Annotated in this window: 11 protein-coding genes; 5 read left to right on the top strand and 6 right to left on the bottom strand. The window is 72.2% G+C overall.

All coding sequences use genetic code 11. The features are described 5' to 3' along the window. Nucleotides 1-29 precede the first annotated feature (29 nt). The gene (locus ACFYYW_RS02030; RefSeq protein ID WP_387643948.1) at nucleotides 30-1,529 is read left to right on the top strand and encodes a carboxylesterase/lipase family protein; all 1,500 of its coding nucleotides are present in this window, start codon (nucleotides 30-32) and stop codon (nucleotides 1,527-1,529) included. On the opposite strand, the gene ACFYYW_RS02025 is transcribed toward ACFYYW_RS02030, so the two are convergent. Next, a complete protein-coding gene (locus ACFYYW_RS02025) occupies nucleotides 1,457-2,365 on the bottom strand; it encodes an alpha/beta fold hydrolase (RefSeq protein WP_387643945.1) in 909 nt (302 codons plus the stop codon). The genes ACFYYW_RS02030 and ACFYYW_RS02025 overlap by 73 nt on opposite strands. 68 nt (nucleotides 2,366-2,433) lie before the next feature. Here ACFYYW_RS02025 and ACFYYW_RS02020 point away from each other — a divergent pair, with 68 nt between their 5' ends. Together ACFYYW_RS02020 and ACFYYW_RS02015 are read left to right on the top strand one after the other, a co-directional pair. After that, nucleotides 2,434-3,426, top strand: coding sequence for a DUF5937 family protein (locus tag ACFYYW_RS02020; protein WP_387643942.1), 993 nt, complete (start codon nucleotides 2,434-2,436; stop codon nucleotides 3,424-3,426). A 107-nt stretch (nucleotides 3,427-3,533) separates the two neighbouring features. After that, complete coding sequence (locus ACFYYW_RS02015; RefSeq protein ID WP_387643939.1) at nucleotides 3,534-4,439, top strand: S41 family peptidase; 906 nt, start codon at nucleotides 3,534-3,536, stop codon at nucleotides 4,437-4,439. A 45-nt stretch (nucleotides 4,440-4,484) separates the two neighbouring features. Here ACFYYW_RS02015 and ACFYYW_RS02010 read toward each other — a convergent pair whose 3' ends face one another. From ACFYYW_RS02010 to ACFYYW_RS02000, 3 genes are all read right to left on the bottom strand, one after another. Next, a complete protein-coding gene (locus ACFYYW_RS02010) occupies nucleotides 4,485-6,425 on the bottom strand; it encodes a WD40 repeat domain-containing serine/threonine protein kinase (RefSeq protein ID WP_387643937.1) in 1,941 nt (646 codons plus the stop codon). A gap of 513 nt (nucleotides 6,426-6,938) precedes the next feature. Then, the gene (locus ACFYYW_RS02005) at nucleotides 6,939-8,603 is read right to left on the bottom strand and encodes a TROVE domain-containing protein (RefSeq protein ID WP_387643935.1); all 1,665 of its coding nucleotides are present in this window, start codon (nucleotides 8,601-8,603) and stop codon (nucleotides 6,939-6,941) included. Nucleotides 8,604-9,546: 943 nt separating this feature from the next. Next, entirely contained in the window at nucleotides 9,547-10,146 is a 600-nt protein-coding gene (locus tag ACFYYW_RS02000; RefSeq protein WP_387643933.1) for a TetR/AcrR family transcriptional regulator, read from the bottom strand. A 65-nt stretch (nucleotides 10,147-10,211) separates the two neighbouring features. Here ACFYYW_RS02000 and ACFYYW_RS01995 point away from each other — a divergent pair, with 65 nt between their 5' ends. Next, entirely contained in the window at nucleotides 10,212-10,916 is a 705-nt protein-coding gene (locus ACFYYW_RS01995) for an SDR family oxidoreductase (protein ID WP_387643930.1), read from the top strand. Here ACFYYW_RS01995 and ACFYYW_RS01990 read toward each other — a convergent pair. Next, nucleotides 10,865-12,133 (bottom strand): FAD-dependent monooxygenase, encoded by a 1,269-nt coding sequence (locus ACFYYW_RS01990; protein ID WP_387643927.1) that lies wholly within the window; start codon nucleotides 12,131-12,133, stop codon nucleotides 10,865-10,867. The two genes, ACFYYW_RS01995 and ACFYYW_RS01990, sit on opposite strands and share 52 nt — an antisense overlap. A 123-nt stretch (nucleotides 12,134-12,256) precedes the next feature. Then, complete coding sequence (locus ACFYYW_RS01985) at nucleotides 12,257-15,310, bottom strand: tetratricopeptide repeat protein (RefSeq protein WP_387643924.1); 3,054 nt, start codon at nucleotides 15,308-15,310, stop codon at nucleotides 12,257-12,259. A 90-nt stretch (nucleotides 15,311-15,400) separates the two neighbouring features. On the opposite strand from ACFYYW_RS01985, the gene ACFYYW_RS01980 reads away from it, so the two are divergent. Beyond that, a complete protein-coding gene (locus ACFYYW_RS01980; protein WP_387643921.1) occupies nucleotides 15,401-16,237 on the top strand; it encodes a hypothetical protein in 837 nt (278 codons plus the stop codon). Nucleotides 16,238-16,251 lie beyond the last annotated feature (14 nt).

Raw genomic sequence — 16,251 nt, 5'->3', positions numbered from 1 at the left:
ATGAGGGTCCGTTCGAGGGAGGAGGCGTCATGTCCGAGGAGCCGAGGGTGCGGACCGCGGAAGGCGTGGTGCAGGGGCGCCGGCGGCAGGGGCACGCGGTGTTCCGCGGCATCCCGTACGCCCAGCCGCCGGTGGGAGCGCTCCGCTTCGCCGCGCCCGCCCCGCCGCGCCGCTGGGACGGGACGAGGCAGGCGGCGGAGTTCGGCCCCCCGGTGCCGCTCTCCCTGCCGGTCGACGTGGGCGCGCCGCGGGGCACGGACTGGCTGACGCTGAACGTCGGCACCCCGGATCCGGGCGCGGCCGGGCTGCCGGTGCTGGTGTGGCTCCCCGTGGGCGGCTACGTCTTGGCGGCGTCGAGCGACCCGATGTACGACCCGGCGGTGCTGGCCGGCGCGGGGCTCGTCGTGGTGACCGTCAACTGCCGCGTGGGCGCGGAGGGTTTCGCGTTCCTCGACGACGCGCCGCCCAACCGCGGCTTCCTCGACCAGATCGCGGCGCTGGAGTGGGTGCAGCGGAACATCGCCGCGTTCGGCGGCGACCCCGGCCGGGTCACCGTGGCCGGGCAGTCCGCCGGGGCGGGGTCGGTCGCCGCCCTCCTGACGATGAAGGCGGCGCGCGGCCTGTTCCGGCGGGCCGTCGCCCACTCGGTGCCGGGGCTGCACAGCACCCCCGCGCTGGCCCGGCAGGTCACCGCCGCGCTCGCGGACCGGCTCGGCGCGGCCGCCCCCACCGCCGCGGCCCTGCGCGACCTCGACCCCTGGCGCCTGGCCGCGGAGCTCACCTCCTTCAACGCCGGCCTCCAGGCGCACCGGGAGAGCTGGGGACGGCTCACGCAGACCGGCACCGCCCTGTGCCCCGTCGTCGACGGCGAGGTTCTGCCCGAAACGCCCTGGTCCGCGCTGACCGGCGGGCGCGCCAGCGGGATCGAGCTGCTGGTCGGCCACACCCGGGACGAGTTCCGGCTGTTCAGCGTCATGAGCGGACGGCAGGGCGGCTTCACCGAGCAGGACGCGCGCACAGCCCTGGAAATGCTCGCCCCTCAGCCGCATGGCGGGCAGGCGTACCGGGCCGGGTTCCCGCAGGCCGGGCCGGAGGAGCTGGTGGAGACGGTGTACTCCGACGCCCTGTTCCGCATGCCGTCACAGCAGCTGGCCGAGGCGAACGCCGCAGCCGGCGGCACCTCGTACCTGTTCGAGCTGTGCTGGACCGCCCCGGCGCTCGGCGGCGCTCTGGGCGCCTGCCACAGCCTCGACGTCCCCCTGGCGTTCGGCACGCTGGACAGCCCCGTCGGCGCGCAGCTCCTCGGCGACGAGCCCGCCCCCGAGGCCGTCGCGCTCTCCCGCGAGCTCAGGGAGGCATGGGTGCGCTTCGTGACCACCGGCGACGCGGGATGGGCCGCGTACCTGCCCGGCCGGCGGCTCACCCGCGTCCTGGACGCCGTACCGGCCACTCTGCCCTACCCCGAAGAGGTCTCCCGCCGGATCTGGGCGGGCCACTCCCCCGCGCCCTTCGATCTCTCGCCGACCTGACGCAGGAACGCCGAGGTGGTGGCCACGAACCGGTCGGCGTCGTCGAGCCACGGAAAGTGCCCCGCTCCGGCCTGGACGACGAGCTCGGCGTGCGGGAACAGCGCGGCGAGCTCGGCCATCGCGGCGGGAGGGGAGTTCAGGTCCCTCTCGCCCGCGAGCAGCAGCACCGGCGAGGTGAAGCGGGCGAGCGCGGCACGGGTGGCGTCGGGGTCGTAGGCGCCTTCGGCGCCGAAGACGGCCGCCGCCTCGTTGTTCCGCTGCTCGTCCTCGGCGGCCTTGTGCGCCCGGGCCGTCTCGTCCCAACGGCCGTACCAGAAGGGCGCGATGGCCTGGACGGCGTCAGGCGTGGCCTGCCCTGACATGACCTTCTCCAGGGCCGCGAACGCCCCCGGGAACCAGGGCTCCCCCTCGCGCAACCGGGCGGTCTCCCGCCGGACCTCCTCGGTGATCCTGATGCCGACGGCGGCGACGCTCGGAGTGACCAGGACGAGCCTGCTGACGCGTTCCGGATGGCGAGCCGCGTAGAGCACGGCCAGGTTCGTGCCCCCGGAATGGGAGAGCAGGTCCATCCGGTCCAGCCCGAAATGCTCGCGCAGCGCCTCGACGTCCTCCACCAGGCGGTCGCAACGGTAGGAGGAGGTGTCCGGCGGCACGGCGGACCGCCCGGTGCCCCGCAGGTCCGCCATGATCAGCCGCCGGTGCGCCGAGAGGCCCCCGAGGTCGCCGAGATAGGCGGAGGCCTGCATCGGCCCGCCGGGCAGGCAGACCAGAGAGGGGCCGTCGCCGGACACGTGGCAGGCGAGCTCGATGCCGTCGTGGGAGGTGAAGAAGTCCATGCCCGCCAGCCTGCGGGGAAACGGCGCGCCTCGGCTATCGTTCAGCCACAGCTACATGATGAGGGCGGATGGCGGTCGAGATCAGGTTCACCGCGGCGTCGGTCGCGAAGGTGCGATTCGCCGTCTCGCCGCTGGGCGAGACGGTGCTGGCGCTGCGGATCCTGTTCGGCACGGGCGGTCATGCCGTCCACCGGCCCTGGGTGCGCCGGGCGCGCCCGCTGCTGGCGCGCGAACGCGAGCTGCCGCTGCTGCGCGCGCTGATCGCCGGGCCGCTGCCGTCGTTCCTGTTCCCTGCGCCGGCGCAGCGCCTGCCGTCCATCGCGGCGGAGCTGGACCTGGTACGCGCCACGCAGGAGGACTTCTTCCGGCAGGAGTACGGCGCGGTCCTCGGCATGCCGCCCGAGGACGCCCCCGAGCCCGCGACGGTACTGCCGCGGCTGGCCGAGGCGCTGCATCGCTGCCACGAGCTGCTGATCGCGCCGCAGTGGGGCCGGATGCGCGCCGTGCTGGAGGCCGACCTCGGCCGGCGCGCGCTGACCCTGGTGGAGGGCGGGGTGCAGGCGCTGTTCGCCGAGTTGCACCGCGACATCGCCTGGGACGACGGCCAGCTGGTCGTGCACGGCCGGCGCACCCCGCACGCCGTGCACACGGTGGACACCGGCGGACACGGCCTCGTCCTGCAGCCCAGCGTCTTCAACTGGCCGGACGTGGGCGTCGACAAGGCGCCGATCGCCGCCGCGTCGATCCGCTATCCGGCGATGGGCGTCGGCCTGCTCTGGGAGTCGCCCCGGCCGGCGGTGACCGGCCTGATCCCGGTGCTCGGCCACACGCGAACGCTCATCCTCGCCGCCCTGGCCGAACCCCTGACGACCGCGGCTCTGGCCAGCCGCCTGAGCATCACGCCGAGCGCGGTCTCACAACACCTGGGCGCGCTGCGGGGGGCGGGCCTGGTGTCCACACAACGCCAGGGCCGCACGGCCCTCCACCTGCGCACGGAACGAGCCACCCACCTGATGGACGGCCCGATCCCAGCCGGCTTCCCGGACGCGCTCACGCGCTGACCCGCCGACGGGCACGGGAAACCGACCGCGCGCAGGCCGTTTCGCCGCCTTTCGAAGGCGTTGAACGTCTTTGACGTCTTCGGAAGGCCGGTGCTCTACTTCCTGCCATGACGCCCCTGACGAACCTTCGGCCTGCCCCCGTCATCGACGAGACCACCCGCCTGCTGACCGAGCACTACGTTTTCCCCGAGGTGGCCGAGCAAGTCGCCGACCTGCTACGACGACGCCTCGCCGACGGCGCCTACGACGTCGGCGACGCCGCGGAACTCGCCCGTCTGGTCACCGCGGACCTGCAGTCCGTCAACGGCGACAAACACCTGAGGCTGAAGCACCACGCCGACCCGGTCTCCCCCGAGCAGGGCGCGGCCACCCTGGAGTCCATCCGCCGGGACTACGACACCTCGCTGGGCGGCGCGCCCCGGGTGGAGCTGCTCGACGGAGGGGTCGCCGTGGTGGAGCTGGCGCCGATGCTGTTCCCGCTGGAGTGGGCCGCCGAACCGCTGAGCGCCGCGCTCACCCTGGCCTCCCGCGCCCAGGCGCTGATCCTGGACCTTCGCGACAACCGGGGCGGCGACCCGGACACCGTCGCCTTCGTCTGTAGTTACCTCCTGGACGAGCGCACCCACCTCAACACCATGCACTGGCGCGGCGGCGAGCGCGGCGAGCAGTACTGGAGCCTGCCGCACGTTCCGGGCGCGCGTTTCGGCGGCAGCAAACCGCTGTACGTGTTGTCCAGCGGCAGCACGTTCTCCGCCGCCGAGGAACTGGCCTACGACCTGCAGCAGCTCGGCCGCGCCGTCGTCGTCGGCGAGCCCACCCGCGGCGGGGCGCACCCGTGCAAGGGCTGGACCGTGCACCCCCACCTGGAGGCCACCGTCCCCATCGGCCGCGCCGTCAACCCCGTCTCGGGCGCGAACTGGGAGGGCACCGGCGTGCAGCCGGACATCCCCTGCGCCGCCGCGGAAGCCCTCGACCGGGCGCACGCCCTGGCCCTCGCCCGGCCGGCAGGCTGACGCGGTCGGCCTCGTCGTCGGTGTGACACCGGACGCGTGACCCGGTCACGGGCCTTCGATCGGCCACAGCCAGCAGCCTTCGGCGTCCACGAACCAACCTCCTGAGACCAGGAAGGTTCCATCGGGACGGAAGGCCAGCGCAGCGGCCCTGCGGTCGGTCACGCTCGCTCTCGCCCGGCCGGTCGCCGCGTCCCACAACCGGATGCCGTCCTCGTCGGCGACCGCCAGGGTGGCGCCGTCCGGGCTGAAGGCGAGGGCGTCGACGTCCGCGTCGCTGATGGCGCGCAGCCCGGTTCCGTCACCAGAGGTCAGGGAGCAGCCGTGGGCGCCGCCGAGCGCGTACTGCTTCCCGTTCGGGCTCACGGCGACGGCCGAGCCCTCTCCGCCGGGGCCGATCGACTCCAGGTCGCCGCCGTCGAGGTCCCAGCGCCAGAATCCGTCCGTCCCGCCGGCCGCGGTGAGGTCCTTGCCTGCCAGCAGGACGGAGTGACCGGCGTCGATGAACGCCGCCGAGTACACCGCGGAACTGGCCTTCGTGGCGAACGGCAGCTTGTGCTTCGGCTGCTTGGCTGCGACGTCCCACACGACACAGATCTCGGCGGCTTCCGGGTTGCCGACCGGGATGTTCCCCCCGACGACGAGTTGGGCGCCGTCCGTGCTGAACGCCATCGTGTGGGCGCCGCCGACCGGCGAGGGGAGCGAGTGTGTCACCCTGCCGGTGGAGGGGTGGCGGAAGCTCAGCGGCATCCTCATCCCGGCGGTCACCAGTGCGGAGCCGTCGGGGGTGAAGGCCATGGCGCGGTTGGCGGAATCGTCGGCGGAGAAGTCGGCGATCACCTCGTGCGAGTCAGCGGCCCACAGCCAGCCGTCGCCGGAGATGTTGCCTCCCGCGACGGTGCGCCCGTCGGGGCTGAACGCCACCGTGTACAGATCCTGGTCGGTCAGCCGGTTGCGGCCGGACCAGAGGTTCCAGCCGATCGGGACGGCCGCGGCGCCCAGCGCGGCCAGACCGCCGAGCAGGAACAGGCGCCGGGCCGGGCGGCGCCTGCCGGAGCCGCTGGGCGCCTGGTGACCCGGCTCGTGCGGGTACCGCTCCGTCGGGGTCTGCAGCTGACGTTCGGCGATCATGGTCGCGAACGGCGGCGGGAGCCATCGGGTGGTCGTCCGGGTGGGTTCGGCGAGTTCCTTGAGGAGGTCGGCCACGCCGGGACGGTCACCGGGATCCTTGGCCAGACAGCGCTTCACCGGTTCCGTCAGGGAGGCGGGCAGCCCCGTCAGGTCGGGTTCGTCGTGGGCTATGCGGTAGACGACCGCCTCGGCCCGTCCTGCGCCGAACGGGCTGCGTCCGGTGGCGGCGAACGCCAGGACGAGTCCGAGGGAGAAGACGTCGCTGGGCGGGCCGATCTCATGGCCTCGCGCCTGTTCCGGGGACATGAACGACGGGGTGCCGACCACCGCGCGGGAGAGGGTGTGGGAGGTGGCGTCCAGTGCACGGGTGATGCCGAAGTCGATGACGCGGGGGCCGTCGGCGGCGAGGATCACGTTGGACGGCTTGAGGTCGCGGTGCACCAGGCCGCAGGCGTGGATCGCGCCGAGCCCCTCGGCCAGTCCCGCGCCCAGCACGGTGACCGCCTGCGCGGGCATCGGGCCGTGCGCTTCGACGGCCTGGTGCAGGGACGGGCCGGGAATGTAGGCGGTGACCAGCCACGGCGGGTCGGCCTCCGGGTCGGCGTCGACGAGCTGGGCGGTGTAGAACCCGCCGACCCGGCGGGCGGCCTCGGCTTCCAGGGCGAACCGGCGCCGGAACCCGGGATCGTCGGCCAGGTCGGGCCGCACCAGCTTGACCGCGACCGGGCGGCCGCCGGGAGAGCGTCCCAGGAACACCTGCCCCATCCCGCCACCTCCGAGCCGCCCCTCCAGCCGATAGGCCCCCGCCTGGCGCGGATCACCCGGCCGCAAGGGCTCCGGCCAGACCGGGACGTTCATCGCGCCTCCGTGTGCACGTCGTGGAGGCGTTCCGGCACGCGGTACGCCGCCGCCCGGTGGGCGGAGAAGCGTTCGGTGAGGTCAGCCATGGTGTGTTCGCCGCCGCGGTGTTCCGGGACGAGGTGGCCCCGCCGTCGGGTCGTCAGTTTCGCCCGCTTGTGATCCATCGGCGCACGCCTCCATTCAGCAGCTCCATCGGAGATCTTTTCAGGAAACAGCCCGCGGGAGGGGTTCGGGACCGGCCTCGGCATGAGAGCGAGGACACCCGGCAGAGCGAACAGGCATGGGAGAAGGGCGTCCGACCGAAAGGGCTCGGCCTTACTCGTCGTGCTCGCGACCAGGGCGTTCCGGCGACCTGGAGGCGCGGCTGTTCGCGCCGACCGCCAACGCAACCGCCGCTATCGCCTGCGCGCGTACGGGGAAGCCCCGGCCGGGATTCTCGTCCTGGCCGGGGCACACGTCTCCGGAAACGGAGGTGACGCGTCGCGCCTTTCGGGTGAAGGGCCGCGCTGGTCAGGCGCGGATGAAGCCGTTGACGATGAGCGGGAGCGACGCGTCCAGGCCGACCACGTTCAGGACGCCTTCGTCCTCGGGGTCGCCGATCGAGTATCCCGCGGCCGTCATCGCGGCGACCACCACGCGAGCGTCGGCGTTGACGGTGCGGCGGTAGGCGTCCAGGGCCTGGGTGGGGTGGGAGCATCCCGCCCACGTCTCGTTGTCGGTGAGGACGATGATCCCGTCCACCTCCATGCGCTGCTCACGCGCCCACGTGAACGGCAGCGACAGGTCCGTGCCGCCGCCCGACGGCTGCCACGAGGCGATCTCGCGCAGGTTCGTGCGCGGGGTCACCCTGGAGGCGTGCACGGACGTGTCGACGTCGATGACGTGCACGCCGCCCTGCTCGATACGCGACAACATGACCGCCATAGCGTTGCCCACCTCGTACGGGGAGCCGATCGGGGAACCGCCCACCCGGACACCGCCGCCCCAGCTCATCGACCCGGACGAGTCGACGGCGACCAGCAGCCGCTTCCCGGACGGCTCGACCGCGCCGAACGACAACTCGTACGACTCCTCCAGCGCGTCGAGGACGGCCGGGACGGGCTGCCAGGTGTGCCGGTCGGCGCGCGGGTTGGGCTGCGCCTGCCCGGAGGCGTAGACGCGCATCGCGAGCCAGGCGTCCATCGGGTGGATGCGGGCGCGCAGGATCGCCTCCCGGTCGGTGAGCCGCAGCACCGCCCGCGACGTGGCGTCCGCCGCCGGCCTGAGGGTGCCGAGCCGGGTCATGCGGGCCAGGTTGCGGATGAGCGCGGTCAGGCCGACCGTCTCGATCAGCGCCTCCCACACCGACGGCTCCCTCAGCACCTGGTCCGGCAGGAACTCCCACGGCACCTTGGCCTCGGTGACCACCCGGACCGCGTCCTCGGCCGTGGTGACGGCCTTCGCGGTCAGGAACCGGTCGACGGCGGGCAGCTCGTCGCGCGCCTCGTCGTCGGAGACGTTGCCGGCGATCCAGCCGAACAGTGTCCTGCGCTGGTCGGAGTCGGCGACCGGGTGGGCGATCCGCAGCACGTCCCGCAGCGCGAACGCCTCGCCCTGCGGCGTCCTGCGCTGGGCCGCCTTGCACGCCTTGAACGCGACCGCGTCGGGCTCACCGGTGAGGAACCAGGAGCCGAGCGCCGTGCGCAGGCTCCGGCCCGTCGTGGGCGTGGTGCCTCGACCGGTCGCCTTGCCGCCGAGGTTCTTGTAGTAGCCGAAGAACTGGGCCAGGTGGTCGGTGGTCCGGGCGACCTTCGCCAGCGCCGCCTTGGCCGCCTGCCGGGTGTCGGCGTCGCCCTTGGCGTAGCAGGCCGCGAGAGCGAACAGGGCTGGACGCTGCTTCGGCGCCCGCGGCGGCCGGGCCGTCGAGATGTCGGTGAGCAGCCCGACGACGCGCGGACCGTCCTCGGCGATGGCCTGGAACAGCACGCCGGCGTTCTCGGCGGTCAGCGTGTTCTCGTCCACGTAGTAGGTGCCGCCAGTGGTGCCGAGGATGAGGAAGTCCTCCAGCCTGCGCCACACGTCCTTGGCGAACACGTAGCCGGCGGCGGCGTTCATGACCTGGTCGGTGCGGCCGGGGATCGGCTGCGTCTGCGGGGTCGTGATCGCCGAAACGCTCGCGAGAGGGTCACGGGCCATCGTGGGCTCCTTCCTTTCGACCCGCCCGAGGGCGGATATGACGAAGAGGAGCGGATGTGGTGACGTCCGCCGGTCTTTATGACAGACGCTCTTCCAGCTGAGCTACCGCCCGGTCCTGCCGGGCCGGGCGGGCAGGACTCGAACCTGCGACAATCTGTTCCCGATAACCGACGAACTTCGACCCGCTCCCCTGCCTGTGCGCGTCAGCCTTGCCGGCGGTACGGATGTGGGGCTTCCGACCGGTCTTCAGCGTGCTGCCGGTTACACCACGGCCCGCGAGTGCGGGCCGCCGGGATTCGAACCCGGACGACTCGAATGGGAATCGATAACCGATCGAATTCGACCCGTACCGCCGGCAAGGCTGACGTGCGATCAGGTCTGGAACCGGCACGGATGTGGGTGACCCACCGGCCGTTTACGGTGCTCTGCCATTGAGCTACACGAACCCGAAGTCCGTGACGGGATTCGAACCCGCAATCACCGGCTTGGAAGGCGATAACCGATGAGATTCGACCCGTGCCGGCACCAGACCTGACCAGCTTCGCGCGGCCCGGAAAGGCGCGGATGTGCGTGACGAGCACCGGAGGGTTCTTTGTTGGAGAAAGATAACCGATGCCCATTCGACCCACGCATTTCCGGGTCTCGCGAAGCTGATCCCACAGTAGCGATCAGCGTGCCGCGTCACATCTGAATATTGCCGAGATGGGGAAATGTCAGTCCATGGCTCGGCAGGTCAGTGCTGAGGTGGAAGAGGGCCGAGGCAGCGGGCGATCTCGGGCGTGTCCAGAGGGACCGACGTGCGGCGGGTGACCTGGACAACCAGGCGATCAGGACGTTGATGTCCCCGCGCCGCGGGGTGGCGAAGGCGTCGCTGAAGCGGTTGTTCTGCAGGCGCAGCTTCCACCGCGGGTTGCGAAACGGGCGAATCACGTGCGGCGTCTCTCTAGGGAGTGGTCCGGTCGCCGGTCAGCGCCGTGCGGGCGGCGGCGAGGATGTCTTCCGACAGCGGGTCGCCCGCGGTGGCGCGGGCCAGGACGAGGGCGCCGACCATGGTGCACAGCCGTGCGACGCCGTCCTGGTCGGCGGTGGCGAGCCAGGCCGCGATGTCGCCGACCTGCTCGGTGAACACGCGGCGGGCCTCGGCGTCCCCGTGACCGCGGGCGATGTCGACGGCGAGTCCGGCGGCGGGGCAGCCGTCGGCGGCGTTGTCGCGGTGCGTGGTGGACAGGTAGGCGTCGATGAACGCCCGCTGGGCGGCTTCGCGATCTCCCGCGTGCCGTTCGAGCGCGCCGGCCCGAACGTCGGCGTGCTCCTCGAAGGCGCGCGCGGTCGCCTCGCCGATGAGGGCCTCCTTCGAGGGGAACTGCTTGTAGAAGCCGCCGTGGGTCAGACCCGCGGCCTTCATCAGGTCGGCGACGCTGACCTCGGTGCCCTGCTCGCGGAAGAGGCGGGACGCCGTGGCGACGACCCGCCGGCGGTTCTGCCGCGCCTGCGCCTGTGATCCGCGTCCCATCTGCGCCCCCATTCGGATGTCAGTTGTCATCTATCCTATGCTGCGACATATAGATTACGTTCATCATCTATTCCACCCGCATCATGGAGGCAGGCATGGTTCTGAACGGCGCGGTCGCGGTGGTCACCGGGGCGAACCGGGGTCTGGGACGCCACCTGGCCGCACAACTGCTGGACCGCGGCGCATCGGTCTACGCGGCCGTCCGCCGTCCCGACGACCTGGACCTGCCAGGAGTCACCCCGCTGCTCCTCGACGTCACCGACCACGCGTCGATCCGGGCCGCCGCGCGGATCGCCGCCGACGCGAACGTCCTGATCAACAACGCCGGGATCTCCACCGGCACGCCTCTCATCGGCGGCGACCTCGACGCGGTGCGCCGGGAACTGGAGACGAACTTCTACGGCCCCCTCGCCGTCACCAGGGCGTTCGCCCCGGTCATCGAGGCCAACGGCGGAGGCGCGATCCTGAACGTCCTGTCGGTGCTCTCGTGGTTGCACCCGGCGCGAGCCGGGGCGTACGCGGCGGCGAAGGCGGCCGCGTGGGCGCTGACCGACGCGGCCCGCGAGGAACTCCAGCCCAGGGGGATCAGCGTCTCGGCCCTCCATGTCGGCTTCATGGACACCGACATGACCGCCGGGCTGGACGGCGTCCCGAAGGCCGACCCCGCCGACGTCGCCACCCAGGCACTCGACGGACTCGCCACCGGCCAGGCCGAGATCCTGGCCGACGACCTCACCCGCCGGATCCGTCAGGCCCTGGCACGGGGACCCGTCGCTGCGGAGTCCGGTATGCCCGCGTAGTCGGGCAGCTCGACGCCGTTGATCGCGCGCCCGACCAGCTCGGTGAACCATTCGCCGGTGAAATCGGGGCGCGGCTCGGCGTCCGGCCCCGGGACGAGGCGGCTGCGGGCGTTCAACCGGCCGATCTCCTGGTTGGCCTCGACGAACGGGCGCATCCGCGCCTCGTAGCGGGCGAACCCGGCGGCGGGGTCCCATCCGGCGGCGGCCAGCTCTCCGGCCAGCAGGTAGGCGCCGACCAGCGCCAGCCCGGTGCCCTGCCCCGACATCGGCGAAGAGCTGAACGCCGCGTCCCCGAGCAGCCCCACCCGTCCGCTGGACCAGCGGTCCATCACCACCTGGGCGACCTGGTCGAGGTAGAAGTCCGGGGTGTGGTCCAGGTGCGCGAGGATGTCCGGGGTCAACCAGCCCAGGCCCGCCATCCGCGCACGCAGCAGGTCCTTCTGGGCCGCGATGTCCCGGTGGTCGACGTCGAAGTCGGCCGAGGGGAAGGAGAAGATGGCCATCGCCCGGGTGGCGTCCTGGATGGGCCGCAGCAGGGCGGAGCGCCCGGACTCCTGATCCTGGTACTCCAGCAGCCAGCGGTCCAGCCCGAACTTGTTGGGCACACTGTAGAAGGCCAGCACGTGCCCGAGGTGGCGGAGGAACCGCTCATGCGGCCCGAAGACCGTCGCCCGCAGCGCCGAGTGCAGCCCGTCGGCCCCGACCACCAGGTCGAAGCGCCGCCGGTCGCCGCCCGCGAAGACCACGTCGACCCCGTCCGCGTCCTGGGCGAGTTCCGCGATCCGGTCGCCGAAGATGTACTCGACGCCGTCGCGGGTGTCGTCGTAGAGCAGCTGGGACAGGTCCCCGCGCAGGATCTCGATGTCCGCGATGTACCCGTCGCCACCGTCGTCGTCGGCGCGGAAGGTCTCCAGGACCTGCCCGTCCGCGTCCACGGTGTGCGCGCCGGCGGTGTCGGTGCACGCCGCGCGCACCGCCGCGTCCAGCCCCATGCGCGCGATGACCTCCTTGGCGATCCCGCGCGCGTCCACTGCCTGCCCGCCGGGACGCAGCTCGGCAGCCTGCTCCACCACGGTCACCTCGGCCCCCCGCCGGCGCAGCCAGTGGGCCAGCGCGGGTCCCGCGATGCTCGCCCCCGCCACCAGCACCCTGGGACCGCCCACCCCCTGCGCGCCGGTCCGGATGGTGTGCTCCTGCTTGGCGTCGCCGACGCTCATCACTGCCTCCATGTGCTTCCTCCCGCGCTGGACGTTCCCAGCACGGGCCCACCGCCGCCGGTGTGTCCAGCCGTATCGACCACGCATCCGCACAGAACTCATCGCCGCGCGGCGTTTCTGCGCTCATGCGAGGGTGAAGGGGGCCGGTTCCACGTCGAGTTCTCTCATCGCCTCGGCATAGAGCCGGTAGCGCCGACGGGCCTCACCATGGCGGCGGGCCTTGGTCAGCGTCCGGACCAGGTCCAGGTGGGCCGCCTCGTCGTAGGAATCCCGTTCGAGCAGCCGGAGCAGGTAGCGGACCGCCCTGTCGGGGTCGTCGGCCTGCTCCGCGAGTGCGGCCAGTTCGCGGAGCAGGGCCTGGTGCACGGCGCGAGCCTCCTCACGGAGAGGCTCCAGCCACTCGGCATAAGGAGAGTCCTCGCAGACGTCCCCGGTGTAGCGAGCTTCCGCCGCGACCAGCAGATCCTCGTCTCCGGCGGCGAGCGCCCCGGCGGCCGCGCAGAGGAACTCCTCGACATCGGTACGGAGTCCGACCAGCTGGATGCTGTACTTGTCGGCGCGTACGAACTCCGCGGGCCCGAACTTCCGCTGCGGATCCAGGACCGAGCGCACGGTGGACAGGGCGACCGAGAGCCGGTTGGAGCAGGACGCGGGCTCCTCACCCGGCCAGAGGACCTCCATCGCCGCTTCCCGGGCGACAGTGCGGCCGCGTTGGCACGCCAGCCAGGTCAGCAGGTCGCGCGCCTTGCGGGACTGCCATTCGACGGCGCCGCCGCGGCGGCTGAGCCGTACCCCGCCCAGCATGCACAACCGCACGGCGTCATGGTCGAGGAGGGTGATCACGCGGAGCAGGCCGGCGCCGCAGCTGTGCGGCCCGCGGATGCCGGCGCGGCGGAGCTCCCGCTCCGCCTCGTCGAGGCCGGAGCCGTTGAGCCGCGCACGGGCGAAGGCGTTGCGCGCGATGTCCACCGGGCTGCCGATCTGCGCCCAGATCTCCGCTGCGGAGGCCAGCAGGTCCGCCCGCTCGCCCGGGGACTCGGCCACCGTGAAGGCCGACAGTTCCAGGGCTTCCGCCATCTTGGCCCGGTCGCGGCGGCTGACGGCCGCCTCGTGGGCGGATCGGGCGTAGGCGCCGGCTTTGGTCCGGTCTCCGGTTTCCGCCCGGACCCAGCCGGCGGCCAGCAGCGCGTCCACCCGGCTGGAGCCGCCGCCTGCCGCGACCGCGCGTTCGGCCAGCTGTACGGCCAGCGCCGGATCGTCGGCCGCGTGGACGCGGGCCAGTCCGGCCAGGGCCGTCTGGGTCAGATGGGCGTTTCGCAGTTGTTCGGCATGCTTCAGGGAGTTCTCGAAGCTGATCCGGGCGTGCATCAGCTCCCCGCGCTCCAGGTGGACCTTGCCGAGCCCGGCCAGCGGGTGGCCGAGCTTGTCGCTGCCCAACCGGCTGAAGATGTCGCGTGCCCGTCGGAAGTCGGCCAGGGCTTCGTCGAGCCTGCCCAGGCCCATGAGTGCCTCGGCGCGGTTGTGCAGGGCGATCGCGGTTTGGACGGGGTCCCCGACCACGTCCGCTCGCCGGGCCGACAGGTCCGAGTCGGCGATGGCCTCTTCGTAGCGGGCCTCCTCCGCGCGGCTCGCGGCGCGGTTGGCCAGGACGCGGGCCGACAACAACAGGTCTCCTGAGCTCTCCGCGGCGGCGAGGGCGAGGGCGCTGTGCCGTTCGCTTCCGGCCCCGTCGCCGGCGTCGTGGGTGACCATGGCCAGCGCGGTGTGGGCGCAGGCGGCAGCGCGTTCGTCCTGGCAGAGGGTGGCCATCGCCAGGGCCTGTTCGGCCAGTCGGGTCGCCTGCGCGCTCTCGCCGACCAGCCAGCGGGCGCTGGCCGACCAGGCGAGCAGCATCGCCCGGTCCGAGGAGCTCGACGAGGGCAGCGGAAACGCCGACCCGTCGAAGCCGCCGGCCAGCTCGAAGGTCGACAACGCCGCCTGGTAGTCGCCCCGCTGGTAATAGATCATCCCCATCCGCCAGGCCACCGCGGGGTCGGTGGCATCGACACGGCGAAGGCACTCCAGCGCGCCCGCCCAGTCCCCCAGGACCTGGTGCGCCTGCCCCTCGGCCAGGTTCACGGCACACGTCCGCGACTTCTCCGGCACGGCGCCGCAGGCCCGGACGAGCTCGGCCGCGTGCCCCTCGGCAAGCAGCGACGCGTGCCACCTTTCGATCATCGCCACCCGATGGCCGGGCTCGTCACAAACCGCCAGCGCCTCCCGGACGAACCCCTGCGACTCGTACCAGTGGGCCGCCGCCGACGTCCGTCCGGCATCGCCCATGAACTCCCGGACCAGGTTCGACACCACATAGCCCTGATCGCAGGTGGTGATCAGGATGTGCTGGGCGGCCAGAGCGCGGAGCTCCTCGCGGCTGACGGCGACGCCCATCGCCCGGCACAGCTCGTCGGTGAACCACGGCAGCGCAGCGGTCGCGCGGAGGAATTCCTCATGCTCGTCCTTCACCACCTCCTCGACCAGATAGTCGAACACCGGCGTGGCAGCGATCCGCCTGGCACGGTCCACCGGGGGCAGGCCGCTCAGCCAGCTCAGCGTGAGCCGTACGGCGACCGGCCACCCCTTGGTGAGCTCGTGCACCTCCTCCGCCAGGTCGTCCGACCCCAGCACGATCGAGGTGAGTGAGCGGGTCTCGGCAGCGGTGAAGGCCAGCTGTTCGGCCGACACCTGGAAGACGTGGCCCAGGCCGCGCATGCGCTGGATCGGGAAGGGCACGGCGGACCGTGAGATCAACACCAGGTGAAGGTCGTCGCCGCCGTGGTGACAGAGCTCTTCGAGCAGGCGCGCCCCGGGGGTGCCCGGCTCGATCCGCTCCACCTCGTCGATGACGAGCACGGTCGGCCGGCAGACGGCGGCGGCCAGCTCGGTGGCGAGCCCGGCGGAGCGGATCCATCCGGCGGGCGCGCCCAGGGCTTGGCAGATCTCCTCGATCAGGGTGGCGTCGTCGGCCCAGGTCAGCCAGGCCACCGGATGATCAGGCCGGGCCCGCGCCCAGCCGCGTACGGCTGAGGTTTTACCGCCGCCCGGGCCGGCGGTCACCACGGTGAGCCGGTGTCGCGGGATCTGATCGAGAAGGGCGGTGAGTTGCGCTCGTGCCAGCAGAGGCTCGGTCGCCGTCACAGCGAGAAGTATCTGCCGGGCTGGACTTTAAGGCAACTGAAAGATCCATTTCTACCGTTGTCCTCAGTCCCGACCAGCGAGGAGAAGATCGTGAGAGTCATCCCAGGCCTGCTCGCGGCGAGCGCCGGCGTCCTCATGCTCACCGCCCCAGCCACCACCCCGGCCGCAGCCACGACGAAGGCCGTGAACGAGCCCACAGCGGAGGAACTGCGGGCGGCGCCGATCGCCGAAGAGGCGGACGCCGAGGTCAAGCTCGCGATGCTGCGCTACGGCAACGGGCTGACCGTGGAGTTCAACGACAGCCGGCCCTCCGGCGACGTGGGCATCGTCCAGACCGCCTTCATCGGCCGGGCCGGCCTGTTCGTCCGCGACAGCGGCGACAGCTTCCTGGAGACCTACCTGAAGATCACCCCGGTCTCGGTCGCGGTCCCGCGGCGGCTGGTGGAGGCCCATGGCGCCGAGCCGCTGCCGGCTGAGCTCCAGCGCCGGACGGTCACCGAGGAGCCGGTGGAGGCCGACGGCCTGGCCGCCCCCGCGGTCCGGACCATGTCCGGCGCGGTCAACTGCAACAAGACCTACTACCCCTGGTACCACTGGCGCGACGTGGGCCACCCCGGCATGCTGCCCAGGGACTCCTACTCCTCCAGTTACGGCGGCAAGTACGTCAACGCCGACAGCTGGCTCATCAACTGTGCCGCGGCCGGCAACCCGCCCCAGATCGCCGCCCGCCATCGGCTCTTCTACTTCAACAACGCCCTCGGCAAGTGGGCGGAGCAGAGCGACACCCTGGTGTACCCGGGGCAGGAGCAGCACGTCGAGAAGGGCCTGGTCAACCGCTACCGCAGGGTCATCCAGGACGACACCTGGGGCTCCGACCCCGACTGCCTGTCCTGCAAGTACACGCGCGAGGGCCGTTTCCACGACTGACCCTCTCCCTGCGA

Source organism: Nonomuraea sp. NPDC001831 (assembly GCF_042892035.1).
GTDB lineage: Bacteria > Actinomycetota > Actinomycetes > Streptosporangiales > Streptosporangiaceae > Nonomuraea.
The sequence above is the reverse complement of the archived record's forward strand: the minus strand, read 5'-3'. Positions and strand labels throughout refer to the sequence as shown.

Excerpts from the sequence above, each read along its gene's own strand:
- ACFYYW_RS02020 (WP_387643942.1), top strand. The coding sequence starts at position 2,434 with ATGGCGGTCGAGATCAGGTTCACCGCGGCGTCGGTCGCGAAGGTGCGA.
- ACFYYW_RS02015 (WP_387643939.1), top strand. The coding sequence starts at position 3,534 with ATGACGCCCCTGACGAACCTTCGGCCTGCCCCCGTCATCGACGAGACC.
- ACFYYW_RS01990 (WP_387643927.1), bottom strand. The coding sequence starts at position 12,133 with ATGAGCGTCGGCGACGCCAAGCAGGAGCACACCATCCGGACCGGCGCG.
- ACFYYW_RS02005 (WP_387643935.1), bottom strand. The coding sequence starts at position 8,603 with ATGGCCCGTGACCCTCTCGCGAGCGTTTCGGCGATCACGACCCCGCAG.
- ACFYYW_RS02025 (WP_387643945.1), bottom strand. The coding sequence starts at position 2,365 with ATGGACTTCTTCACCTCCCACGACGGCATCGAGCTCGCCTGCCACGTG.
- ACFYYW_RS01995 (WP_387643930.1), top strand. The coding sequence starts at position 10,212 with ATGGTTCTGAACGGCGCGGTCGCGGTGGTCACCGGGGCGAACCGGGGT.
- ACFYYW_RS02010 (WP_387643937.1), bottom strand. The coding sequence starts at position 6,425 with ATGAACGTCCCGGTCTGGCCGGAGCCCTTGCGGCCGGGTGATCCGCGC.
- ACFYYW_RS02000 (WP_387643933.1), bottom strand. The coding sequence starts at position 10,146 with ATGACAACTGACATCCGAATGGGGGCGCAGATGGGACGCGGATCACAG.
- ACFYYW_RS02030 (WP_387643948.1), top strand. The coding sequence starts at position 30 with ATGTCCGAGGAGCCGAGGGTGCGGACCGCGGAAGGCGTGGTGCAGGGG.